The 25,451-nt window shown below is 33.3% G+C and carries 17 protein-coding genes; 15 read left to right on the top strand and 2 right to left on the bottom strand.

Going from position 1 to position 25,451, the window contains the following annotated elements; all coding sequences use genetic code 11:
• Nucleotides 1-45 precede the first annotated feature (45 nt).
• The 5 genes from ACNFIH_RS05485 (at nt 46) to ACNFIH_RS05465 (ending at nt 6,326) form a co-directional block, all read left to right on the top strand.
• Complete coding sequence (locus ACNFIH_RS05485) at nt 46-333, top strand: DUF4834 family protein (protein WP_026729181.1); 288 nt, start codon at nt 46-48, stop codon at nt 331-333.
• 50 nt (nt 334-383) lie between these two features.
• Nucleotides 384-2,825 (top strand): YfhO family protein, encoded by a 2,442-nt coding sequence (locus ACNFIH_RS05480; RefSeq protein WP_426485817.1) that lies wholly within the window; start codon nt 384-386, stop codon nt 2,823-2,825.
• Between the two features lie 36 nt (nt 2,826-2,861).
• Complete coding sequence (locus ACNFIH_RS05475) at nt 2,862-4,148, top strand: glycosyltransferase family 4 protein (protein WP_426485816.1); 1,287 nt, start codon at nt 2,862-2,864, stop codon at nt 4,146-4,148.
• Between the two features lie 30 nt (nt 4,149-4,178).
• Nucleotides 4,179-5,648: a polysaccharide biosynthesis C-terminal domain-containing protein gene (locus ACNFIH_RS05470; RefSeq protein WP_426485815.1), complete on the top strand. Its 1,470-nt coding sequence runs from the start codon at nt 4,179-4,181 to the stop codon at nt 5,646-5,648.
• A gap of 378 nt (nt 5,649-6,026) precedes the next feature.
• Nucleotides 6,027-6,326, top strand: coding sequence for a hypothetical protein (locus ACNFIH_RS05465; RefSeq protein ID WP_026729185.1), 300 nt, complete (start codon nt 6,027-6,029; stop codon nt 6,324-6,326).
• Between the two features lie 112 nt (nt 6,327-6,438).
• Here the strand turns inward: ACNFIH_RS05465 and uvrA are convergent, their stop codons facing one another.
• Nucleotides 6,439-9,234, bottom strand: a complete 2,796-nt coding sequence (gene uvrA / locus ACNFIH_RS05460) for an excinuclease ABC subunit UvrA (RefSeq protein WP_426485814.1) — start codon at nt 9,232-9,234, stop codon at nt 6,439-6,441.
• Between the two features lie 195 nt (nt 9,235-9,429).
• On the opposite strand from uvrA, the gene ACNFIH_RS05455 reads away from it, so the two are divergent.
• From ACNFIH_RS05455 to ACNFIH_RS05415, 9 genes are all read left to right on the top strand, one after another.
• Nucleotides 9,430-12,225 (top strand): triple tyrosine motif-containing protein, encoded by a 2,796-nt coding sequence (locus ACNFIH_RS05455; RefSeq protein ID WP_426485813.1) that lies wholly within the window; start codon nt 9,430-9,432, stop codon nt 12,223-12,225.
• Between the two features lie 241 nt (nt 12,226-12,466).
• Nucleotides 12,467-15,532, top strand: a complete 3,066-nt coding sequence (locus tag ACNFIH_RS05450) for a SusC/RagA family TonB-linked outer membrane protein (RefSeq protein ID WP_426485812.1) — start codon at nt 12,467-12,469, stop codon at nt 15,530-15,532.
• Between the two features lie 11 nt (nt 15,533-15,543).
• Nucleotides 15,544-17,043: a RagB/SusD family nutrient uptake outer membrane protein gene (locus tag ACNFIH_RS05445; protein WP_426485811.1), complete on the top strand. Its 1,500-nt coding sequence runs from the start codon at nt 15,544-15,546 to the stop codon at nt 17,041-17,043.
• 12 nt (nt 17,044-17,055) lie between these two features.
• Nucleotides 17,056-18,669: a PKD domain-containing protein gene (locus ACNFIH_RS05440; RefSeq protein ID WP_426485810.1), complete on the top strand. Its 1,614-nt coding sequence runs from the start codon at nt 17,056-17,058 to the stop codon at nt 18,667-18,669.
• Nucleotides 18,670-18,680: 11 nt separating this feature from the next.
• A complete protein-coding gene (locus tag ACNFIH_RS05435; protein ID WP_426485809.1) occupies nt 18,681-20,351 on the top strand; it encodes a glycoside hydrolase family 16 protein in 1,671 nt (556 codons plus the stop codon).
• Between the two features lie 79 nt (nt 20,352-20,430).
• Complete coding sequence (locus ACNFIH_RS05430; protein ID WP_426485808.1) at nt 20,431-21,189, top strand: glycoside hydrolase family 16 protein; 759 nt, start codon at nt 20,431-20,433, stop codon at nt 21,187-21,189.
• A gap of 304 nt (nt 21,190-21,493) precedes the next feature.
• Entirely contained in the window at nt 21,494-22,078 is a 585-nt protein-coding gene (locus ACNFIH_RS05425) for an RNA polymerase sigma factor (RefSeq protein WP_035648741.1), read from the top strand.
• A gap of 49 nt (nt 22,079-22,127) precedes the next feature.
• Nucleotides 22,128-22,271, top strand: a complete 144-nt coding sequence (locus ACNFIH_RS05420) for a hypothetical protein (protein WP_167498050.1) — start codon at nt 22,128-22,130, stop codon at nt 22,269-22,271.
• Nucleotides 22,272-22,774: 503 nt separating this feature from the next.
• Nucleotides 22,775-23,836: a tetratricopeptide repeat protein gene (locus ACNFIH_RS05415; protein WP_426485807.1), complete on the top strand. Its 1,062-nt coding sequence runs from the start codon at nt 22,775-22,777 to the stop codon at nt 23,834-23,836.
• A gap of 137 nt (nt 23,837-23,973) precedes the next feature.
• Here ACNFIH_RS05415 and ACNFIH_RS05410 read toward each other — a convergent pair whose 3' ends face one another.
• Complete coding sequence (locus ACNFIH_RS05410; RefSeq protein WP_426485806.1) at nt 23,974-24,630, bottom strand: endonuclease III domain-containing protein; 657 nt, start codon at nt 24,628-24,630, stop codon at nt 23,974-23,976.
• A 290-nt stretch (nt 24,631-24,920) separates the two neighbouring features.
• Here ACNFIH_RS05410 and bcp point away from each other — a divergent pair, with 290 nt between their 5' ends.
• Nucleotides 24,921-25,373, top strand: coding sequence for a thioredoxin-dependent thiol peroxidase (gene bcp, locus ACNFIH_RS05405; protein ID WP_142449540.1), 453 nt, complete (start codon nt 24,921-24,923; stop codon nt 25,371-25,373).
• Nucleotides 25,374-25,451 lie beyond the last annotated feature (78 nt).

Below are 25,451 nucleotides of genomic sequence, written 5' to 3'. Positions count from 1 at the left end.
ATTTTAAACAGCGGATTTACTAATTTTGGCAAAAATTATATAGTTATGCAAGAAGCATCTTTTACAAATTTGTTTAAAACGATAATGTGGATCATTGCGTTTTATTATATTTTTAAATTTTTAGCTAGAATCTTTTTGCCAGTATTGGTGAAAAAAGCAGTTGAAAAAGCAGGCGAAAATTTTCAGAGACAACAACAATATAGCCAGGACAATTCTTGGCAAAGAACTCAAAACAATAACAATGATGAGATAATCATCAACACTGCTAATGCAAAAAATCCTCGCGAAACCAAAAAAGTGGGCGATTATGTTGATTACGAAGAAATAGATTAAGTTTGTATCCTGATAAAATAGGATTCATCATTTAACCAAACCTGCCAAAATTGAAAATAGTAAATAAGTTCATTCCGCACGCCCTTGTTGTATTGGGTTTTATTCTCATTTCATTAATTTATTTTTATCCAGTTCTGCAAGGAAAACAAATTTTCCAGTCAGATATTGCTCAATACACCGGAATGGCAAAAGAGCAAAACGACTTCAGAGCTGCTGAACATGCGGAGCCTTATTGGACAAATTCTGCTTTTGGAGGAATGCCGACTTACCAGTTGGGAGCTAATTATCCATACGATTTTGTTGGTAAAATAGATGATGTACTTCGTTTTCTGCCTCGTCCTGCAGATTATCTATTTTTATATTTCTTAGGCTTTTATGGATTGTTATTAGTACTAAAAACAGATCCGTTAAAAGCTTTTATTGGCGCGATTGCGTTTGGATTTTCTACTTATTTGATTATCATTCTTGGTGTTGGACATAATGCAAAAGCGCATGCTATTGCTTATATGCCTCTTGTTATCGCCGGATTTATACTTGTTTTTCAGAAAAAATATATTTGGGGAGGTTTGCTCACCATGTTTGCGGTTGCGTTGGAAGTAAATGCCAACCACTTTCAAATGACCTATTATTTATTGATTTTCTTATTGATACTTTCAGGTTATTATGCTTTTACTTTTATAAAAGACAAAGAATACAAACCGCTTTTAATTTCGATTGGAACTTTAGCGGTAGCAGGTTTTTTTGCTATTGGTGCCAATGCAGGAAATCTATTAGCAACAAGTGAATATGCTAAATATAGTATTCGTGATAAAAGCGAGCTGACTTTTAATCCTGACGGAACTAAAAACGAGACAACCGCAGCAATGACAACAGATTATATTACTGAATATAGTTATGGAATTGCAGAGAGTTTAAATTTAATTGCTCCAAGAATTTTTGGAGGTTCAAGTCATGAAAATGTAGGTACAGACAGTCGTATGTATTCGTTTATGATGGAACAAGGCGTTCCTTCAGATCAGGCACAGGATTTTGTTTCTGGAATGCCGACTTATTGGGGAGACCAGCCAATTGTTTCAGCTCCGGCTTATATTGGAGTAGTAGTTTTCTTTTTAGCCGTTTTAGCATTGTTTATTGATGACCGAAAAATAAAATACGTTTTTCTTTCAGGAGCATTATTTACTTTGGTTCTTTCTTGGGGTAAGAATTTTTCATTATTGACTGATTTCTTCATTGAATATGTTCCAATGTATGATAAGTTTAGAGCTGTATCATCAATTCAGGTAATTCTTGAATTATGTTTCCCAGTTTTAGCGGTTATGGGATTACAGTCATTTTTTAAAGCAAAAGATGAACCTAAATTACAGCAAAAAGCACTAATTCAAACAGCTGTTTTTGGATTGGGAATTTTATTGATTTTATTATTTGCAAAAGGTTTCTTCCATTTTACAGGAATGAGTGATAAGAGTTATTTGGAAGCATACGGGCAAGCTTTTATTGATGCGTTAGTTGAAGATAGAAAGAGTCTTTATTCTGCAGATTTATTACGTTCTGGATTCTTTATTGTAGTCACTTTTGGTATTTTATGGTTATTTATCAAAAACAAATTTTCGCAAACAACAGCATTAGTTATTATTGGAATTTTAATGATTTTTGATTTGTTTTTTGTAGATAAAAAATATGTTTCAGCAAAAGATTTTGTGAGTCCTGTTCAAATCGCAGCTCCTTTTCAGGAAACTCCAGCCGATACTAAAATTCTAGAGGACAAATCAATTTACCGTGTATTTGATTTACAAGGACAATTGCAGGGAAGATCTTCTTATTTTCATAAAACTATTGGTGGTTACAGTGCTGTTAGACCAAGAAGAATGCAGCAATTGTACGATTATCAAATTGCAAAAAATAATTTAGAAATACTTAATATGTTAAATGTTAAGTATGTAATTCAGGTTGATAAAGAAGGAAATCAAATCCCTACAATAAATCCAGAAGCAAACGGAAATGCTTGGTTTGTAAGTACTGTAAAATTGGTAAACAAACCAGATGATGTTATGAAAGCTTTAGATCATATTGATACTAAGCAAGTAGCTGTTTTTAACGTTCATGAACATGAAGCGAAGTTTAAAAACGCTCGTATGAAAAAACAATGGGATACAACCGGAACGATTAAAGTTGTGGAGTATAAACCAAATTACATTAAATATCAGTCTGATAACAAGAATGACGGTTTAGCTGTTTTCTCTGAAATGTATTATAAAAACGGATGGAATGCTTATGTTGACGGTAAGTTGACAGATCATTTCCCTGTTGATTATGTCTTAAGAGCAATGGAAATTCCTGGCGGAAAACATACAATAGAGTTTAAATTTGAACCCCAGGTAATCAAAACAGGAGGAACAATTACTTTGGTTAGTTCAATTGGAATGTTTTTGCTTTTAATTGGAGGTGTTTATTTTGAGAGAAAGAAATTGTTTGATAATAATCAATCCGTTTAATCTCGGTACAACTTTTAAATATTAAATCCATTTTTCTTGGAACAAAAAAAGCTCTTAATAATTACGTATTACTTCCCGCCAGCAGGAGGGCCAGGTGTGCAACGTTGGTTGAAATTTGTAAAATATTTGCCTGAATTTGATATTCAGCCAATAGTTTATATTCCTGAAAATCCGACTTATCCAATTGTCGACGAAGGATTGGTGAAAGAAATTTCAGATAAAGTAATTATTCTTAAAAATAAAATATGGGAGCCTTATCAATTGGCTTCCATATTTTCAAAAAATAAAACCAAGAAAATCAGTTCTGGAATTTTTCCGCATAAAAAAAAGCAAACATTTTTAGATAAAACTTTTCTTTGGATTCGTGGTAATCTTTTTATTCCAGATGCACGAGTTTTTTGGGTGAAACCTTCCGTTTCTTATCTTGAAAAATACATTAAAGAGAATAATATAGATACCATTGTAACTTCTGGGCCGCCGCATAGTTTGCACCTGATTGGTTTAGAATTACAGCAAAAATTAAGCATAAAATGGTTCGCCGATTTTCGTGATCCTTGGACAACAATTGGTTATCATAAAGCACTTCGTTTATCATCTTATGCTGAAAAAAAGCATAAAAATTTAGAACATAAAGTTCTTAATTCAGCAGATGAAATTATTGTAACAAGCAAAACTACAAAGACCGAATTTGAGGCAATTACCAATAAACCAATCACGGTAATTACTAACGGTTATGATGTTGAAACAGTTGATAAACAAACTTTAGACAGTAAATTTACTTTAGCACATATTGGTTCTTTTTTATCTGATAGAAATCCGCCTTTTTTGTGGGAAGTTTTAGTTGAATTGCTAAAAGAGGTTCCAGAGTTTAAAACTCATTTAGAAATTAAACTTATTGGAGCTGTAAGTCAGGAAGTTTTAGATGCTTTAAATGAAAATCAATTAAATGATTATTTGAACTTAGTTGGTTACGTTTCTCATAAAGAAGCGGTTGAACACCAAAGAAAATCTCAGGTTTTGCTTTTAATCGAAATTAATTCAGACGATACAAAAAGTATTATTCCTGGAAAATTGTTTGAATATATGGTCTCAAACCGACCAATAATTGCGATTGGACCAGAAGGTTCTGACTTCGCAGATATTGTTACACAGACAAATACTGGAGTATTTTTTGATTATTCTGAAAAAGCGAAATTAAAAAGTGTAATTTTGGACTTTTATAATCAATTTTTGGAAGGAAAACTACAAGCCAATGGCATTGGTTTACAGCAATATTCCCGAAAAAGCCTAACAAAACAGTTAGCACAGCTGATTAAAAAATAATTCATAAAAATCTACATCTAAACTCAAGAAATGGGTATTGTCTTAAATCAGTCTTTTAAAAACACAATCATAACTTATATAGGTTTCGCAATTGGAGCCATTAATACACTTTATTTGTATCCTGTTTTTTTGGGCGCAACTTATTATGCTTTAACGAATTATATTACATCGGCAGCGAATGTTATTATGCCTTTGTTTGCTATCGGGATGCAAAATACTTTGGTCAAATTCTACTCACAGTATAAAACCGAAGAAGAAAGGGAACAATTTTTATCGTTTACGGCTCTTTTTCCAGTTTTGATGTGTATTCCATTAGGAATTATCGGAATCTTCTTTTTTGATGATATTACGGCTTTTGTTTCAAAAGAAAATCCTGTTGTAAAAGAGTTTATGTACCTGATTCCGTTTATTGGAATTTGTATGGCTTATTTTGAGATTTTTTATGCTTGGGCAAGAGTCCATATGCATTCTGTTTTTGGAAATTTTATAAAAGAAGTCGGTTTAAGACTGCTTTCGACTATTGCTTTAATCGGCTTGTATTTTAAATGGATTTCATTGGTTCAGTTTGTGTATGTTACTGCTGCAATCTATTTTCTGGCTTTTATGATCACAATGTTTTATGCGTTTTACATTAAAAGACCAAATTTCCAGATTTCAATTCCAGAAAATGTAAAAGCCGTAATGGAATATACATTTTACATTATCTTGTCAGGAAGTGTTGCTAATTTGCTTTTGGATGGTGATAAGTTGATGCTGAATCAATACATGAAAATTGAGAATATCGCTTATTATTCAGTAGCTACTTATATCGCTTTGGTAATTTCGGTTCCAAGTCGTGCCATGCACCAAATTGTTTATCCAATTACAGCAAAACTGATGCATGAGAATAAACATGACGAATTGAATTCGCTGTACAAAAAAACATCAATCAACTTACAAATGGTTGGCGGGTTTGTAATGCTGTGTATTTTTGTGAATATCAGCCAGCTTTATGAATTGGTTCCAAAAGAATATAGTGGTGGTATTGCAGTTGTGTTCATGATCGGATTGTCGAAATATTTTGATTTGATTTTAGGAAACAACAATGCGATTATTTTCAATACCAAATATTACCGAATGGTGTTGTATTTAGGTTTGATGCTTGTCGTTTTGACAGTGATTCTAAATATGATTTTTATTCCAATTTTTGGAATTTTCGGATCTGCATTTGCAACTTTATTGTCTATTACTCTGTACAGTTTAGCAAAATTGCTTTTTGTGGTTAAAAAATTGCATTTATACCCTTTTACAAAAGAAACCATCTATTCAGCACTGCTGACTTTCGCTTTGTTTTTAGTATTTTATTTCTGGGAATTTCCATTTTTTCAATTAATCAGTATTGCTTTGAAATCTATTTTAGTTACGATTTTATATGTATATCTGAATTATAAATTTAAAATCTCTCCTGATATTAATAAGGTGATAGATAATTTATTGAAAAAAGTAGGAGTTAAAATCTAACTTATTTTTTTATTAAAATCAGAACTATAAATCATTGTCGGCCAATAATTTTATTGGCCGATTTTTTTTGTTTCATAACACCTGCAAGTTTAGATGTGAAATTTTAAGTTTTTACAGTTGAAAAAATGGGTTAAGGTATTGATACTAAGTTGTTAAGTTTGAAACTTTAACAGTGTTTTACTTTGCAGTTAATTTTATTAAAACTAACTTTAGCTAAGAATTCAGCAATACTTTGTTGAGAATGATAAAAAAATACGTTCATAAAGCAATAAAGTTAGCTGATTTGTGTTTTATTGAGGTTGAAATACTTTTCAGAACCTGAAATGTATTAAGTAGTTGTAGTAGTATAAATTAATATTTTAAAATTAATTAATGATTATGAAAGGCAATCCACTTAGTCAAGAACAAAGCTTACAAGTATTTTCTAATATGATCTCAAACAAAGTTCATAATGGATTTACACTCGAAGAAAGAAATGATGAATTGCTTTTTGCAGTGCTTTCAAAAGGCGGAAAAGCAGTAAATCATGGTTTGAATTTTATTATTTTTTGCTTGACTTTAGGATTGTGGTCGTTTGCATGGCTTTATCTTACTTTAGAAGCTTCAAAGCAGAAAAAAATATTAGTTGCCATCGATGAAGATGGTGTTCCTTTTGAAGAAAGATGTTTAGTCGCTTAATGCTATAGGCTTTACGCCATAAGTTATAAGCAGAAGTAACTTAAAAAAAAAACAGCCATATGATTATCATATGGCTGTTTTGTGTTATTATGAAATGCTCACTGCATAAGCATTAAAGTTTGTCTTTCAAATAAACTCCAGTAACAGATTTTTTTACTTTTACAATATCTTCAGGAGTTCCTGTGGCTAATAAATGGCCTCCGTTTTCACCACCTTCAGGACCAAGATCAATAATCCAGTCGGCACATTTTATTAAATCGAGATTGTGTTCAATTACAATAATAGAATGCCCTTTTTCAATTAAAGCATCAAATGAAGCTAATAATTTTTTAATATCATGAAAATGCAAACCTGTTGTTGGTTCATCAAATACGAATAAGGCTTTGTCTTTTGTTGCTCCTTTAACTAAAAATGAAGCGAGTTTGATACGTTGCGCTTCACCGCCCGAAAGAGTAGAAGAAGATTGCCCCAATTGAACATAACCCAAACCAACATCCTGTAAAGGCTGTAATTTTTGAGTTATTTTAGATTGTTTATTTTTTTCAAAAAAAGAAATGGCGTCATCAATAGTCATGGTCAGAATATCGTTGATGTTTTGGTTGTCAAAAGTAACTTCTAAAATCTCTTTTTTGAATCGTTTTCCGCCACACGTTTCACACGGCAGAGAAACATCGGCCATGAAAACCATTTCAACGTTTATAGAGCCTTCTCCTTTACAAGTTTCGCAACGTCCTCCGTCAACATTAAAAGAAAAATGTTTGGCCTGATAACCTCTTATTTTGGATAATTTTTCTTTTGCATACAAATCTCGAATATCATCATAAGCTTTAATATATGTTACGGGATTTGATCGTGAGCTTCTTCCTATCGGATTTTGATCAACATATTCAATATGTTTTATTTGAGAAAAAGAACCTTTTATTTCACTAAACTGACCTGCTTTTTCAGCAGCGCTTTCCAGTTTTTTCTGCATGGCAGGAAACAAAATCTTTTTGATCAAAGTACTTTTTCCGCTTCCGGAAACTCCTGTGACAACTGTTAAAACATCAAGTGGAAAAGTAACATCAATGTTTTTTAAATTGTTTTCTCTCGCGCCAACAATATCGATATGATTTTTAAATTTTCGCCTTTTTTTCGGAACAGAAATTTCCAGATCACCGTTCAGATATTTTGAAGTCAATGAATCCGATTTTAATATTTCCGGATAAGTGCCTTGCGCCACCAGTTTTCCTCCAAAAGTTCCTGCTTCGGGACCAATGTCGATAATCATATCGGCTGCTTTCATGATATCTTCATCATGTTCAACGACAATTACTGTGTTTCCTAAATCACGAAGCGAAAGCAAAACTTTAATTAGTCGCTCAGAATCTTTTGGATGCAGACCAATACTCGGCTCATCTAAAATATACATCGAACCAACCAAACTGCTTCCTAAAGAAGTCGCAAGATTAATACGCTGTGATTCACCTCCCGATAGCGTTGACGAATTTCGGTTTAACGTTAGATAATCCAAACCAACTTCTGTCAAGAAAGATAATCGATTATTGATTTCAACCATCAAACGTTTTGCGATTTGTGCTTCATAAACGTTCAAATCAATATTTTTGAAAAAAGTAACCAAATGTTTGATTGGTAAATCAACTAATTCAGAAACTGTTTTTCCATTGATTTTTACGTAAGAAGCTTCTTCGCGAAGACGTCTTCCGCGACAAGCGTGACATTTTGTTTTTCCGCGGTAACGTGATAACATTACGCGGTTTTGTATTTTATAATTTTTTTCTTCTAATTCTCTAAAGAAATCATTTAATCCTTGAAAATACTGATTTCCTTTCCAAATCAAATCTTTTTGATCATCTGTCAATTGGAAATAAGGTTTGTGAATTGGAAAATCAAATTTATAGGCATGTTTTACAAATTCATCCTTATACCAGCTCATACTTTCGCCGCGCCAAGGATAAATTGCACTTTCAAAAACAGATAAGGAAGTATTTGGAACTACTAAATCGGCGTCAATACCAATGATATTTCCGTAGCCTTCACAAACTGGGCAAGCGCCATACGGATTATTGAAACTGAACAAATGAACATTTGGTTCTAAAAATGTAATGCCATCAAGTTCAAAATTATTGGAATATGAAAAACGTTTTTCTGAACCTAATTCCTGAAGAAAACAAATTCCTTTTCCTTCAAAAAAAGCAGTTTGTACCGCATCAGCCAGACGATTGTAGAATTCTTCTTCCTCTTTGACAACAATTCTGTCAATAATCAACAAGATATCTTTATTGTCAAGCGAATGCATTTCTGAAGCTGTGAAATCATCCAGACGAACCATTTCATTATCAACTAAAATACGTGCAAAACCTTGTTGTAAAAGTACTTTTAGTTTGTCTTCAAGTTGTCGTCCTTCTTCTAAATGAATAGGAGCCAATAAAAGCCATTTGCTGTCAATTTCTAATGATTTTACATCTGAAATAACATCGCTAACCGTATTTTTTTTGACTTCTTCACCTGAAATCGGAGAAAAAGTACGGCCAATTCTGGCATATAAAAGTTTGATGTAATCGTAAATCTCAGTTGACGTTCCAACAGTCGAACGAGCATTTGTAGTATTTACTTTTTGCTCAATTGCAATTGCAGGCGCAATACCTTTTATGTATTCAACTTTTGGTTTGTCTAAACGTCCTAAAAACTGACGCGCATATGACGATAAACTTTCTACATAACGGCGTTGTCCTTCGGCGTACAAAGTGTCAAATGCCAAACTGGATTTTCCTGATCCTGAAAGCCCTGTAATCACAACAAGTTTATTTCTCGGAATAGCAACATCTACATTTTTTAGATTATGTACCTGTGCTCCTTTAATGATTATATTTTGTTTCGGGTCGAGTGTAGAAAGATCAATTTGCATAAAAAAAGTCAATTTTTACAAAAGTAATCAATTTTGAATTGAGTTTAGTTAAGGAGATTGTTCCAAATTTTAACTAATTCAACAAGTTAAGCTTCGTTTCTGGCATTGATGCTTTTTTTACTAAAAACTTGTTGTTTCAACATAAAATAAGCTATTTTAGGACTGTTTTTGTAATAAATTAATACCCCGATAGATTTGAAAACAAAACTTTCTGCCTTGTTTATTTTGATGAGTTTTTTCCTGTCAGCGCAGGAATTTCCGCCAATTATTAAATATTCTTCAGCAGTTTATGGCGCTGGAAATCAAAGTTGGATGATTTCGCAGGATGATCAAAATTACTTGTATTTTGCTAATAATGACGGACTTTTAGAATATAACGGAACAAATTGGCAGTTATATCCAGCGCCAAACGAAACGATTTTGCGTTCTGTAAAAGTAATTGGCAATAAGATTTATACGGGAACGTATATGAATTTTGGCTATTGGACAAGAAATGCAGACGGAAAGCTGAAATACAAGTCTTTAAGTGACGCAATCAAAAATAAAATTCTGGATGATGAGCAATTTTGGAACATTTTAAAATACGATCAATGGATTTTATTTCAGTCGCTTAACCGCATTTATATTTACGATACTAAAACTGGACAATTTAAAATTATTGCGCCAAAAAATGGTGTTGTAAAATCATTTGCGCCAAAAAACGCGATTTATTTTCAAACTTTGAAAGAAGGTCTTTTTGAAATTGAAAGTGGAAAGGCAAAGTTAGTTTCAGATAATCCAATTCTTAAAAAATTTACGATTGCCAATATTTTTATCATTGATGACGGTTTGTTGATTCAAACACAGCTTGACGGAATGTATAAACTTACTGGAAATACATTGACACCTTTTTTGACTGATGTTGATTCGGAATTAAAATTGAGTTTTGTTTATAGTAGTCAGCGACTTCAGAATGGAAGTTTTGCTTTGGGAACGGTTTCGAACGGAATTTTTGTTTTATCTGATAAAGGAAAATTAAAATACCATCTTTCGCAGAGCAAAGGATTGAGCAACAATACAGCTTTGTCGCTTTTTGAAGATAAAGATCAGAATTTGTGGGCAGGACTTGACAACGGAATTAATTGTATTAATATGCAGTCGCCAGTGCACAGTTTTACTGATGATTCGGGCATTTTAGGAACGGTTTACGCTTCGGCAGTTTATAAAGGGCTTTTGTATGTTGGAACAAATCAGGGACTTTTTTGCAGACCGCTTCAAAGCAACAGTGATTTTAAATTTATAAACGGAACAAAAGGGCAGGTTTGGTCGCTTTTTGTTTACGAGGATACGCTTTTCTGCGGTCATGATTCGGGAACATTTGTTGTGGTAAATGATACGGCCAGAAATATTTTCGCTGCTTCCGGAACATGGAAATTTGAACCGGTTCCAAACAATAAAAATCTTTTATTTCAGGGGAATTATTACGGGATTTCCGTTTTAGAAAAAATAAACAATCAATGGGTATTTCGGAATAAAATTCAGGGATTTGATTATTCTTCGCGCTATTTTGAAATTTCAGACCATTTAGAAATTTATGTAAGTCACGAATACAAAGGTATTTTTAGATTAAAACTTGATAATTCATTACAGAAAACAAATGGTTTTTATACTTATAAATCGCCTAAAAATGGAACACGCGCGAGTTTGACGAAATTTAATAATTCAATTTATTATGCTTTTAAAGGCGGAATTTTTAAGCTTAATCCAAAAACAAAGCAATTCGAAAAAGACGCTGTTTTGAGTTCGATTTTTGAAAAAGATGAATATACATCGGGTAAATTGATTGTGGACAATTCGAATAAAATTTGGCTTTTTTCAAAAAACTATATTCATTATTTCTCGGCAAGTAAGCTAAGCAATCAGTTGAAGCAGAATGTAATTCCTATTCCGGCTTCGTTGACAAATTCGATGCTTGGTTATGAGAATATTACACAGATTTCGAAATCTAATTATTTAATTGGTACAACAGATGGCTATTATACTTTAAATATAGATGATTTAGTTTTTAAAAATTATAGCGTTCATATTACTAATATTTCGATTAACAAACAAAATGAAGTTTTAAAAGATGTTGCTATTCAGGAGGAAGGAAGCTTTCATTCGAATGATAATAATATTACGCTGAATTATACCGTTCCGGAATACAATAAATATATCAATACAGAGTATCAATATTTGCTGGAAGGTTTTCAGAATGAATGGAGTGAATGGAGCACAAAAGCAACAGTAAATTTCAAAAATCTTTCTCCAGGAAAATATACGTTTAAAGTTCGCGCGAAATATGCCAATAGTATTCTTGAAAATACCGCAGTTTATACTTTTGTAGTTTTAAAACCATGGTATTTGACTAATCTGGCTGTTTTTATTTATTTCTTGTTGATGCTGGCAATCGCTTACTTCATTAATAAGGCGTACCGAAATTATTATCAGAAACAAAAAGAAAAATTAATCGAAGAGAATAATCTTTTACTTGAAATCAAAGAATTAGAAAACGAACAGCAATTGATGAAACTCAGAAATGAACAGCTTTCTCAGGATGTGGATACAAAAAGCCGAGAATTAGCAGTTTCGACGATGAGTTTAAATAGTAAAAATGAATTGTTGGCTTTTATTAAAGAAGATTTGCAGAAAACAGGTGAGGGCAAAAACATCAAATCGGTAATTAGTACGATTAATAAAAATATTACGGAAGAAGATTCCTGGAATGTTTTTAAGGAAGCTTTTGATAATGCAGATAAGGATTTCTTAAAACGCATCAAACAACAACATCCTTTATTAACTCCAAATGACCTTCGCTTGTGTGCGTATCTTCGCTTGAATCTTTCTTCAAAAGAAATAGCGCCATTATTTAATATTTCTGTCCGAAGTGTTGAAATTAAAAGATACCGTTTGCGCAAAAAAATGGATTTACAGCACGAAATCGGTTTAGTTGAATATATTTTGGCTGTATAGTAGCGCAAAAAATGGCGCTAAAAAACTATACATTACCACAACATTCTGCATTTGTAAGGGTTTTGTAATGTAAATGTTAAGAAAATTAACATTCGTAAATATTAGTTAATTCGAGATATTTTTTACGATATATTGAATTTAGTAACATTTTTTTTATGATGTATGTTTTTTGTTGAGGTTAAATTTATCGGATTCCTAATAGGAACGAATAAATTTATCTTTCAATAAAAACTAACTAATTATGAAATCGAAATTGTTACTAATTGTACTATCGTTGTGTACATCATTTGCCTTTGCGCAATCTTATGATGTAAGCGGAACGGTAGTAGATGGGTCAGGATTATCATTGCCTGGCGTAAATGTAAAAGTTAAAAGTTCGTCGCAAAGTACAACCACAGACTTTGACGGATCTTTTAAGTTAACCGGAGTTCCAAAAGGAGCTTCAATTGTTTTCAGTTATATAGGTTATAGAACGCAGGAAATTGCGGTTTCTGGAACAAAAATGACTGTAAAAATGGCCGATGACGCAAAATCACTCGAAGAGGTTGTTGTTATTGGTTACGGTACTCAGAAAAAAAGAGAAATTACCGGAGCAGTATCTGTTGTCGACAGTAAAACACTGGATATCTTGAAACCAGCAAGAATTGAACAGGCTTTACAAGGAACAGTTTCGGGTGTGAATGTAACTACACAGTCTGGTGCGCCAGGTGCGGGATTAGATATTCGTATTCGTGGTATTGCTACAAACGGACAAAATTCACCAACTGCAATTATTGATGGTTACGTTGGAGATTTTAGTTTGCTAAATCCAAATGACATTGAAACCATTACTGTTTTAAAAGATGCACAAGCAGCAATCTACGGAACAATTGGAGCCAACGGAATTATTTTGGTAACAACCAAAATGGGTAAAAAGAATTCAAAAACAAAAGTTTCATTCAACAGTTATGCTGGATTTCAGGAAACATCTAGGAAACTTCCAACTTTAAATGCTACAGAATATGCACTTTTATTAAATGAAAGTTATGCCAATGGAGGAAAACCACTTCCTTACCCAAATGTAAGCGGATTAGGAAAAGGCACAAATTGGCAAGATGAAGTTTTCCAAAAAGGCGCTCCTATTATTAATAATGATTTGACGATCTCGGGAGGTTCAGAAAACATTACTTATTCTATCAGTGGATCGCATTTAGATCAAGAAGGAATTGTTGGTGGAGATAAATCAGGATATTTAAGAAACACAGCAAGAATTGGTTTAGGCGCTGATTTAAGCAGTAAAATTAGATTAAAGACAAACGTAATTTATACGTATTTCACCAGAAGAACATTAAATGAAAATGGTCTTGGATCTGTATTGTTTAATGCATTAAACGTTCCGGCGACTTTAAGTCCGTATAATGCAGATGGTAGTTTTACGCTTGTTCCAAATACTACAGGATTAGGAAATGAAATTATTAATCCACTGGCGCAAATTGAAAATTCATACAATGACTATAATTATAAAAAAATAAACGGAAACTTTGGACTGGATTATAAAATCTTCAAAGGATTTACCTTGTCTAGTGCCATTGGTTTTAATACTTCAAACAGCGAATCGAAAACTTTTGCACCGCAAATAAGCTATGGCGGAAAAGTTTTTGATGTACAAAGAAGTTCGGTTACTCAAGGAGCAGTAAATGATAACAACTATTCATTTGACCTTTACGGTACTTATGAAACAAAAATTGCAGAAAGTCATAATGTAAAGGGAACTGTTGGTACAACAATCTTTAAAGAATGGGGTAACGGACTTACAGCAACTGGTTATGATGTTCCTAATAACTCATGGCAATTTGCGGATATTTCTTTAACCAAAGGAATTTCAGAAACGCTTACAAACAGTTCTTATAATTATGACCAAAGAAGATTGTCATATTATGCAAGACTTCAGTACGATTATAAAGAGAAGTATTTACTTTCTGGAATGACCCGTCGTGATGCTTCGACAAAATTTGGACCAGGAAACAAAATCGGATATTTTTCATCTGTTACTGGTGGATGGATTGTTTCTAAAGAAGAATTTTTTGGAGAGCCTAAGTTTATCAATTTCTTAAAGCTAAGAGCTAGTTACGGAACGTTAGGAAACGACCAAATCCCGAATTATGGTTATTTAGGACTTTTGAACGGTGAAGCAACTTATGTTTTTGACGGAGCAATTGTAAATGGAAGTTCAACAGGACAGGTTCCAAATCCGGACTTAAAATGGGAAGAAGCGAAAAAATTCGATGTTGGTTTGGATATGAAAATACTAAACGACAAAGTGTACATCGTTGCTGATTATTTCAATGATGTCAGAAAAGATTTATTGGTGCCAAATATTCCAGTTTCAGGAATTAACGGAACAGGCGCTCCGGGCGCAAGTGCTCCAACTTTAAATGCTGGATCGGTTAAAAATTCAGGTTTTGAATTTGCAATTGATTACAAAGATAAATTCTCAGATTCTTTCAATTTTGCTGTAAGCTATAATGTTACGTTCCTTAAAAATGTTGTACAAGAAGTTAACAATGGTACAGGATTTATTGAAGGAGGAGCATTTGGTGTTGGGCAGCCAGCGCCTTCACGTATGGAAGTTGGAAAACCAATAGGATATTTCTACGGATATAAAACAGATGGAATTTTCCAAAATCAGGCAGAAATTGATGCACATCCATCTCAGCTTGCTTTAGGTGCAAATGCAGCTCCTGGTGATCTTCGTTATGTTGACGTAAATGGAGATGGAAAAATCGATACAAATGATAAAACCAATATTGGAGATCCAATTCCATCTGCTACAATGGGTTTCAATATTCAAATGAATTATAAAAATGTTGATTTTGCTATGTACACTTTTGCTTCTGTAGGAAATGATATGGTTCGTAATTATGAAAGAACGCTTTCTGATGCCAATCGTTTAAATTATGTTTTAGACAGATGGACAGGCGAGGGATCAACAAATTCAACTCCTAGAGTAACAACAGGAGCAACAGCAAATAATGTTTTTTCTGATTATTATGTAGAAGATGCTTCTTATTTCAGAATCCAAAATATTCAATTAGGATATTCTCTTAATCCAAATGTGGCTCAAAAAGCGGGACTTACAAAATTAAGACTTTACGTTGGGGTAAATAATTTATACACATTTACAAAGTATAGAGGTTTTGATCCTGGTGCTTCATTTGGTCCGGGAAATCGTGATAATGTTTCTCAGTCTCCTATTGGTGCAGGAATCGATTACGGTTTCTATCCAATTCCTAGAACCTACTTAATGGGACTAAACTTTAATTTTTAATTTCAATTAAAATGAAAAAATATTTATATACAACCGTTATAACGCTTACTCTGTTTTCGACTTTATGTATTTCTTGTTCGGATGAGTTCGTAGATCCTACACCTGAATATTCTATCGATTCTGAGAACTATTTCAACTCAAAAGCAGATTATGATCAGGCGCTTATTGCAGCATATGATCTATTGCAAGCTTCATATGCAAATGTCATATTAGGAGAAATTGCTTCTGACAATACATTATGTGGAGGAGAAAGCCCAACAGACGTAATTGGCTGGCAGCAGATTGATGACATGATTCATACGCCAGTAAATAGTAATTTAAGAGATATCTGGAATTGGATGTTTGCAGGAGTTCAAAGAGCAAATTACATCCTTGAATTTAAAGATAAAACAGATTTTCAAGGAAAAGCACAAATTATAGCCGAAGCACGTTTTTTAAGAGCATACTACCAGTTTGAGTTAGTGAAATGGTTTGGTGGTATACCAATGAAAGGTGATGCGAGGTTTAAAATTGGAGATGAAAAGACAATCCCGCGTTCAAGTAAAGAAGAAGTTTTCGCTTCAATTGAAGCCGATTTGACTTTTGCGGCTGCTAATTTATCTCCAATTGCTTCTCAAAAAGGACGCGTAACAAAAGGAGCAGCTTTGGCACTTCTTGGAAAAGCGTATTTATATGAAAACAAATTTGCTCAGGCAGCTACTGCTCTTGATGGTGTAATTACTTCAGGTAAATATTCTTTAGTTACTGATTACAATTCCATTTTTGAAATGGATGGAGAAAACAATGCTGAATCTGTTTTTGAAGTGCAATACACAGATGTTGAAGGAGCTGGATTTGGTTGTTTGCAATGTAGTGAAGGTAACGTTGCCGTTGGATTCAGTGGTGTAAGAAATTTTTCAGGACCACTTTTTTCTTCTGGATTTAGTTTTAATGTTCCAACAAAAGAAGGTGCAGATGCTTTTGAAGCAGGTGACAAACGTAAAGATGTTGCTATTTTAGACATTGCCGCTTTTGCCGCTGCAAATACTAATTATGATGGAGGAAAAGGTGTTAGCTACGGAAAAGGAAATGAAGACACAGGATACTTCAACAGAAAATACATTCCAAGAAAAAGAAGTTCAGCTGCAGCTGGAGATTTGAATTTAACAAATCCGAATAACTACAGAGCTATTCGCTATGCTGATGTTTTATTAATGGCAGCCGAAGCTTACAGTCGTGCAGGAAATAATGACGCGAAAGCAAGAGACTATTTAAATCAGGTTAGAAGACGCGCTTTTGGAGATAATAATCACGATATCACAGCTTCTGGAGCAGCATTGACTGATTTTATTTATGCTGAAAGAAGAGTGGAACTTTTTGGTGAAGGACATCGTTTCTTTGATTTGGTAAGAACTGGAAAAGCTGTTGGAAAAATTCCTGGTTTTACAGCGAATAAAAACGAATTATTTCCGCTTCCAATAGAAGAAATTCAATTTGCAAACGGAAACTGGCAACAAAATCCTGGATACTAAAAAAATACAATTATGAAAAAAATATATTTAATATTAAATCTTTTCGTTTTGGCAACGCTGATTGCTTGCACAAACGATGATGCCCTTGATGTTGATTTAGACAGTGTGGCAGCGCCGACTAATGTTTCGGCATTGACGACCGTTACGCAGGATAATACCGGAAAAGTAACTTTTATCCCTACGGGAGAAGGAGCAACGCAGTACAAAATCAATTTTGGAGATGGAACTGCGGAATCAGCTTATATTGCTTCGGGCGGTATAGTAACTCATACTTATAAAGAAGGAACGTATAAATCGAAAATTACGGCGATGAATGTGAACGGAAAAACAACCGAAGTAACACATGACGTTGTGGTATCCTTTAGAGCTCCAGAAAATTTAGTAGTTGAAATAACAAACGATTTATCAGTATCTAAAAAAGTAACGGTTAAAGCAACTGCAGATTTTGCTTTGTTTTATGATATTTATTTTGGAGAAGCTGGAAAACCAGATCCAATTTCGGCAAACAACGGCGAGTCTGTTTCTTATACTTATAAAGAAGCTGGAGTTTATACAGTTCGTGTGGTTTCAAAAAGTGCTGCAATTAAAACAACTGAATATACAGCTCAGGTTACTGCAAAATTGGTTGTAGCGCCTTCGGCATCTGCGCCAACACCTCCTAACAGACAACCTGCAGATGTTATTTCGATTTACGGTACAAAATACACTAATGTTGCAGGAACAAACTATTTCCCAGATTGGGGTCAGGCAGGGCAAGGAAGCAGCTGGGCAGAGTTTGATTTAAACGGTGATAAGATGCTGAATTACATCAAGCTTAGTTATCAAGGAATCGCATTAGCAGACAACGTAACAATTGATGTTTCAAAAATGGAATATTTACACATGGATGTTTGGACAGCTGATTTACAAAAAATTGAAACTTCATTGATTCAGACTGGGCCTTCAGAAAAACCTGTAGTAAAAGATCTTACCGCTAATCAATGGACAAGTATTGATATTCCAATTTCGGCATTTACAAGTCAGGGATTAACAGTGGATAAAATTTTCCAATTGAAATTTGTTGGAACGCCTTGGGCTGGAGGAACGGTATTTATTGATAATATCTATTTCTACAAAGCACCTGCAGAATCAATCGCATTGCCTATTGATTTTGAGTCTGCGAACTTAACTTATAATTGGGGAGGTTTCGGAAATGTTATTGCTTCAATGACAACAAATCCTGATAAAACCGGATCGAACGTATCTGATAAAGTGGTTAAATTGGAGAAAAAATCAGGTGCTGAAACTTGGGCTGGAGCGAGTTTAAATCTTGACGCTTCACCAGATTTTTCAAAAGGAACTAAAGTAAAAGTAGCAGTTTGGTCTCCAAAAGTTGGCGCTGATATTTTATACAAAATGGAGCTTTCAACATCACCAAAAGACGGAAACGGAAACCCAAGCGTTAATTTTGAAGTGCATGCATCAACTACAGTCGCAAATGCTTGGCAAATTTTAACTTTTGATCTTACAAGTGCCGCGAGTTTTGACGCTAGTGTAAAATATGACAGAGTAATTTTATTCCCAGATTTTGGACAATCAGGAACGGGAGCGACTTATTATTTTGACGACATAAAACAATCCAATTAATACAAGAAATCATGAGCAAAAATATAATTATAAAAATAGTATCCATATTTACGATTCTCTTGATGACGGGTTGTCAAAAAGATGATTTTACTTTTGGATCAATAGATTCTCCAACGAATCTTAAGGTTACAGCCGAGATTATTGGTAAAACTGCCACAGCTCCAAACGGAGATGGCTCAGGAACTGTAAAATTTACGGCTACAGCAGATGATGCAATTTCATATAAATATGTGTATAGCGACGGAACATCTGACAATGCGCCAAATGGAGTGGTAACAAAACGTTTTACAAAAACCGGAGTTAATACCTATACAGTAACAATTATCGCTTCTGGAAAAGGAGGTGTAAGCAGCACAACTACAACTGATGTTACGGTTAAAAGTGATTTTAGTGATGCTGAAGCTGTGCAATTCTTGACTGGTGGTACTTCTAAAAAATGGTATTGGTCGGCTTCAGAAGCAGGACATTTAGGAGTTGGTCAAAATGATGGTGATGCTACGAAAAATTACTATGGAAACTATTATCAAGCCGGAGCTTGGGAAAAAGCAGGTTCACCAACCAGCAGTTGTTTATACGGAAACGAACTGACATTCTCTCTTGAAGGTGGTCAGCTTAAATATCAATTAAACAATGGTGGGGCAACATTCTTCAACGCAGCATTTGAAAGCGTAGGAGGAGGAAGTTCAGGATCTGATGCTTGTTTGGCTTATGATACTTCCGGAAAGAAAACAGTTTCATTGAGTCCTTCAGAATCTGTTGTAATGCAAAATCCAAATCATGCAACACAAACAAGAGGAACAATGATGAATTTCTCTGATAACGGATTTATGGGTTACTATATCGGTCAGAGTTCATATGAGATTTTATCGATTACAGCAAATAGAATGGTTGTAAGAGCCGTTATGGGCGGAAATGCATCATTGGCTTGGTATCATATTTTTACGACTACAAAACCAACGCAAAATCCAACAACACCAGATAAAGATTATACTAATTTAGTTTGGTCAGATGAGTTTAATACAGATGGAGCACCAGATGCTTCAAAATGGGTTTATGATTTAGGACGTGGCGATAACGGATGGGGAAATAATGAAAAACAGAATTATACTAATTCTTCAACAAACGTAATTGTTCAGGGAGGTAATCTAAAAATTACAGCTAAAAAAGAAGCTTCCGGCGGAGCTGATTATTCTTCAGCCAGATTGAAATCTGAAGGAAAATATAAATTTACGTATGGAAAAGTTGAGGTTCGTGCAAAACTTCCAATCGGAGGAGGAACTTGGCCGGCTATCTGGATGCTTGGCTCAAATTATGCAACAAATGCATGGCCGGCATGTGGCGAATTAGATATTATGGAGCATGTTGGAAACAGCCAGAATGTAATTCACGGAACGCTTCATTACCCTGGACATTTCGGCGGAACAGCTAATACAGGTTCTAAAACAATCGCAAATGTTTCGACAGAATTCCATATTTATAAAACAATTTGGAGTCCTGAGACTATAAAAATATATGTAGATGATGAGTTAATTCATTCGGTTCCTAATGATGCGAGTTTACCTTTCAACAAAGACTTTTTCTTAATTTTGAATGTTGCTATGGGAGGTAATTTTGGCGGTAATATTGATGCGGCTTTCACACAATCTTCTATGGAGATTGATTATGTAAGAGTGTATCAATAGAATATAAATTAATTAGTAAGAATGAAATGAGAAGGTCAGTTTAGGCTGGCCTTTTCAATTTTTATAATTTTAAAAAAGTATGAAAAAGGTAATTATGTTGCTGTTGATCAGCAGTGCTTGTTTTGCACAGGAAGTAAAAAGAAAACTTGTTTGGGAAGAAAACTTCAATAAAAAAGAATTGAATGAGAAAGATTGGAATTTTGAAATAGGTGATGGCTGTCCCAATCTTTGCGGCTTTGGAAACAACGAAAGACAAATTTATACCAAAACAAATCATGAATTTAAAGACGGAAATTTAGTTATAGAAGCCAGAAAAGAAGGCGCTAAATACACTTCGACTAAAATTACAACTAAAGGAAAAAAAGAATTTAAATACGGCCGAATCGAAGCCAGAGCAAAATTGCCAGTTGGTCAGGGAATCTGGCCTGCATTCTGGATGTTAGGAGCCAATATTGATGAAATTCACTGGCCAAAAGCAGGAGAAATTGATATTTTAGAATATATAGGACGTGATCCAGGAATGGTTTATACCACTTTGCACACACAGGATAGTCACGGAAACACGATAAATACTAAAAGAACGCCATATCCTAATATTGAAGAGGGCTACCACGTGTTCGCAATTGAATGGACAAAAGATAAAATGGACTTTTTTGTAGACAAAACTTTGGTTTATACCTTTAATCCTCCGGTTAAAAATGAAGATACATGGCCTTTTGACAAACCTTTTTATATTATTGTGAATTTAGCAGTTGGAGGAAATTTTGGCGGACCAGAAGTTGATGATAAAATTTTTCCGCAAAAATACTATGTTGACTACGTACGCGTTTATCAATAAAAAATTAATAAAAGAGATATAAATAACTATAAGTATTTAATTGTAAGTTATTTATGTCTTTTTTTTTATTGTTTTTTATCTGCACATTATTTAATGATTTAACGGACTTTTCCAATAAAAATTAACTTATGTATCTATTTTTTAAGTTTTTATTGTTAATTATTCTGTGTTTTATTTGCTTTTTAAAATAATAATTTGTTAAATTTGATGACTTAATTAACATAACTAAAAAAAGAGAAGCCTATACAATAAAATTACTTTTTAGAAAATTACTCCAAATTAAAAACCTAAAAAAGTAAGTATTATGGCTCATCTGCACATTCCAGACGCTCTGTTAGTCAAAAATTATATCGATGGCAATGAAGTTGCGCTGTCGACATTAATTAAAAGGCACGAATCTAAGATATATGGTTTCATATATTCTAAGATCGCCGATAGAGATATTTCAAATGATATTTTTCAAGACACTTTTATTAAGGTAATCAAAACCTTAAAAAGCAATTCCTATAATGAAGAAGGTAAATTTTTGCCTTGGGTAATGCGTATATCTCACAATTTAATTGTAGATCACTTTCGTAAAACCAAAAAAATGCCAATGTACAGAGAAACAGAAGAGTTTTCAATCTTCTCTGTAATGTCTGATGATTCATTGACTATTGAAGGAAAAATGATTCTTGATCAAGTCGAAATTGACTTGAAAAAACTAATTGAAGAACTTCCGGATGATCAAAAAGAAGTACTAGTAATGCGTATGTATCAAGATATGAGTTTTAAAGAAATCTCTGAACTGACAGACGTTAGCATCAATACAGCGTTGGGAAGAATGCGTTATGCACTAATGAATTTGAGAAAAATAATTGATAAACATCAAATTATTTTAACCAACTAATACTATTTTGAGTATTAACTCGTTATACTGTATATAAACATTTTATAGTATGGCAAAAATTTACTCTAAAAAAGCGTTAGCTTCTAAAAATTTAAAACCTAAAAAAGAAGTTGTTTCTTTTTTACTTAGCTATTCACAAGCGTTAACTGTTGTGAAAATTGAAAATAAAAGTTTTGATATTATAGCAAATTAAATAATTGGCTGTCTAGGCCGAAGCTTGACGCTAACGAAAAAACCAAATGGTCGTTTTGGTTAAAAGCTCACTATCTGTATATAAAATATTGATAGTGAGTTTTTTTTATGCTTTTTTTTTAATCTTCAATAATTATGATATATTAGCAACGTTAAAAAAATGTTATATTTTAACAAAAAAAAGAATGGTATTCTATTGCGTATTCACTTTTTAATTCTATTTTAGATAAAAAAATAGATTCTTTGCAGAAAAAAGAGAAAATAATGATATTTATAATGTAAATACTGTTAAAGTTTGATTTTTTAAAAAGCGACAAAAGAAATGTTTAATTCCCCTAATATGTTTAATTATGATAAAAAACTACTCTAACTAACTATTCAGTTTGATAACTTTTGAATCCATGGCAAGGATGTCAAAAGTGCAATTTTGTCCAATTTCATGGATAACCAGCAAAATTGCTCAGAGAAGAACCCAATCTATTTAACTATCAAACTTGATCTACAATGAAAATGAAACTTATGATTTTATCAATAGTATTGATAAACGTTGCGGCTTATGCCCAAAAAGCACAAATAAAGGATGCACAGGCTATTTTTGATAAAGGTAATTCGCAAGAAGCGATAGCTATTTTAAATAAGACAGAATATCTTATCATAAATGCACCAGATGAAGATAAATCTGATTTTTATTTTTTGAAAGGAAATGTATTAAAGGATTTAGCTAGTAAAAATGTTGATGCAGCAAATAACTTCAGCCTTGCTTCACAAGCTTATCAGGACGTATTTTTATTCGAAAATGAATCTGGAAAGTTTAAATATACGGTAAAAGCCGGCCTTGCTTTAAAGGATATGAAATCTAATTTAGTGAACGGTGCAATGGCCGATTTCAAAGCAGGTAAATTTAAAGAAAGTGCTGAAAAAAGTTATAAAGTATATTTGTTTGACAAAAAAGACACGCTTAATTTATTCAACGCGGCTTCTTCATCTTTAAATGCAAAAGACTATGGTTCAGCAATTAAATATTATGAAGAGTTGAAGAAAAAGAATTACTCTGGAAGCGGGGTTATTTATTATGCTACAAATAAAAAAACGAAAGAAGAAGACGCATTTATTTCACCAAAAGCAAGACAATCTGGGATTGACCAAGGTCTTTATGAGAAACCAAGAACAGAATCGGTTCCTTCAAAAAGAATAGATGTTATCAATAATTTGGCTTATTGTTACATGGAAAATAAAGATTATGCGAAAGCAGAAGCTTCATATAATTCTCTTTTAGAGGTAAACCCAAATTATATCGATGCTTATATTAATCTTGCGTATTTAAAATTGGAGCAAAAAAAGGCTTTGGCTGATGAAATTGCTAACTTAGGAACTAGTCCAAAAGAAATGCAGCAATATGATAAACTAAATGCCAAAAAAGATGATATTGCAAGAAGTGCAATTCCATTTCTTAAAAAAGCACTTACTATAGAACCTAAAAATGCAGATGTAACAAAAACGCTTTTAGGAGTTTACAGGTCTCTTGATATGACAAATGAATACAATGCTTTGAAAGCGGGAATGTAATTAAAATTAGATAATTAGAAAATGTGATAATTAGAAAATTGATAATAGTATTTCATCTTAAACTCATTATCTAATTATCGAATAGGCACATTGAAAAATAGAAAAAGGCACAAAGGTTTAAAACTTTGTGCCTTTTTCTATTTTGTTGCTTTTGTCATTTCCTCAATTATAGATTTCTTTCCTACAGTTCTAGTTATAATATCTTTTTCAAGATTCCAGCCTCTTGCAGGAGAATACTCGCGTCCGTACCAAATAATTTGCAAATGAAGATCGTTCCAAATTTCTCTCGGAAATAATCGTTTTGCGTCTTTTTCGGTTTGCACAACATTTTTTCCATTGGAAAGATTCCATCTGTACATTAATCTGTGAATATGTGTATCCACCGGAAAAGCAGGAACTCCGAAAGCCTGAGACATTACAACGCTGGCCGTTTTGTGTCCAACTGCAGGTAAAGCTTCAAGTGCTTCAAAACTCTGAGGCACTTCGCCGTTGTGTTTCTCAATCAAAATTTCAGATAAACCATGAATTCCTTTCGATTTCATCGGCGACAATCCGCACGGACGAATAATTTCCTTAATTTCCTCCACAGACATTTTTACCATATCATACGGATTATCTGCTTTAGCAAACAATAAAGGTGTAATTTGGTTCACACGTACATCGGTACATTGTGCCGAAAGTAAAACAGCAATTAATAAAGTATAAGGATCTTTATGATCAAGCGGGACAGGTATAGTAGGATAGAGTTCTTTTAACGTATTTATAACAAATTGTACGCGAGCTTCTTTATTCATTTCCGTATTTTTAATCCCGTAAAAATAGTATAATTTTTATGATGTGCCTAATCCAGCTTTCCGTTACAACTCCTCATTATGTCAGTAACATTTTTAAGTATTTAAAAGAGCTTCCGTTGGTCGCTTTTTAAATACAAAAAATGTAAACTGTCATAATTCCGGGGTTTTCACTACAATCTGGGGCATGTAAAAAGTTATGAATTATGAATTATGAGTTTTGAGTTATCTTTATTCTTTGCTCTTTTTTCTTTATTCTAAAATCAACAATCTAAAATCTAAAATAAAAACATATGACAACATTAAAAGCAGGCGATAAAGCGCCAAATTTTTCTGGAGTAGATCAGGAAGGAAAAACGCATAAACTGGCAGATTACGCTGGAAAAAAATTAGTGGTTTTCTTTTATCCCAAAGCAAGTACGCCAGGCTGTACAGCTGAAGCTTGCGATTTAAGAGATAATTTTCATCGTTTTCAGGCGAATAATTATGAGCTTCTTGGCGTAAGTGCAGACAGCCAGAAAGCGCAAACAAAATTCAAAGAAAAATACGAATTGCCATTTCCTTTATTAGCAGATGAAGATAAATCGGTTATTAATGCTTTTGGAGTTTGGGGACCAAAGAAATTCATGGGAAGAGAATACGATGGAATCCATAGAACAACATTTGTAATCAACGAAAACGGGATTATCGATGAGGTAATCGAAAAAGTAAAAACAAAAGAACACGCAGAGCAGATTTTGAAATAGTTTTTTTTGTTTCAGGTTTCAGGTTTCAAGTTATCTTGACGAATAAATTTAACTGCAAAGAAGGTAACTTGAAACTTG

The sequence above is a fragment of the Flavobacterium sp. 2 genome, assembly GCF_049949195.1.
GTDB lineage: Bacteria > Bacteroidota > Bacteroidia > Flavobacteriales > Flavobacteriaceae > Flavobacterium.
The sequence above is the reverse complement of the archived record's forward strand: the minus strand, read 5'-3'. Positions and strand labels throughout refer to the sequence as shown.

Excerpts from the sequence above, each read along its gene's own strand:
- ACNFIH_RS05485 (WP_026729181.1), top strand. The coding sequence starts at position 46 with ATGCAAGAAGCATCTTTTACAAATTTGTTTAAAACGATAATGTGGATC.
- ACNFIH_RS05470 (WP_426485815.1), top strand. The coding sequence starts at position 4,179 with ATGGGTATTGTCTTAAATCAGTCTTTTAAAAACACAATCATAACTTAT.
- ACNFIH_RS05465 (WP_026729185.1), top strand. The coding sequence starts at position 6,027 with ATGAAAGGCAATCCACTTAGTCAAGAACAAAGCTTACAAGTATTTTCT.
- uvrA (WP_426485814.1), bottom strand. The coding sequence starts at position 9,234 with ATGCAAATTGATCTTTCTACACTCGACCCGAAACAAAATATAATCATT.
- ACNFIH_RS05450 (WP_426485812.1), top strand. The coding sequence starts at position 12,467 with ATGAAATCGAAATTGTTACTAATTGTACTATCGTTGTGTACATCATTT.
- ACNFIH_RS05445 (WP_426485811.1), top strand. The coding sequence starts at position 15,544 with ATGAAAAAATATTTATATACAACCGTTATAACGCTTACTCTGTTTTCG.
- ACNFIH_RS05440 (WP_426485810.1), top strand. The coding sequence starts at position 17,056 with ATGAAAAAAATATATTTAATATTAAATCTTTTCGTTTTGGCAACGCTG.
- ACNFIH_RS05435 (WP_426485809.1), top strand. The coding sequence starts at position 18,681 with ATGAGCAAAAATATAATTATAAAAATAGTATCCATATTTACGATTCTC.
- ACNFIH_RS05430 (WP_426485808.1), top strand. The coding sequence starts at position 20,431 with ATGAAAAAGGTAATTATGTTGCTGTTGATCAGCAGTGCTTGTTTTGCA.
- ACNFIH_RS05425 (WP_035648741.1), top strand. The coding sequence starts at position 21,494 with ATGGCTCATCTGCACATTCCAGACGCTCTGTTAGTCAAAAATTATATC.
- ACNFIH_RS05420 (WP_167498050.1), top strand. The coding sequence starts at position 22,128 with ATGGCAAAAATTTACTCTAAAAAAGCGTTAGCTTCTAAAAATTTAAAA.
- ACNFIH_RS05415 (WP_426485807.1), top strand. The coding sequence starts at position 22,775 with ATGAAAATGAAACTTATGATTTTATCAATAGTATTGATAAACGTTGCG.
- ACNFIH_RS05410 (WP_426485806.1), bottom strand. The coding sequence starts at position 24,630 with ATGAATAAAGAAGCTCGCGTACAATTTGTTATAAATACGTTAAAAGAA.
- bcp (WP_142449540.1), top strand. The coding sequence starts at position 24,921 with ATGACAACATTAAAAGCAGGCGATAAAGCGCCAAATTTTTCTGGAGTA.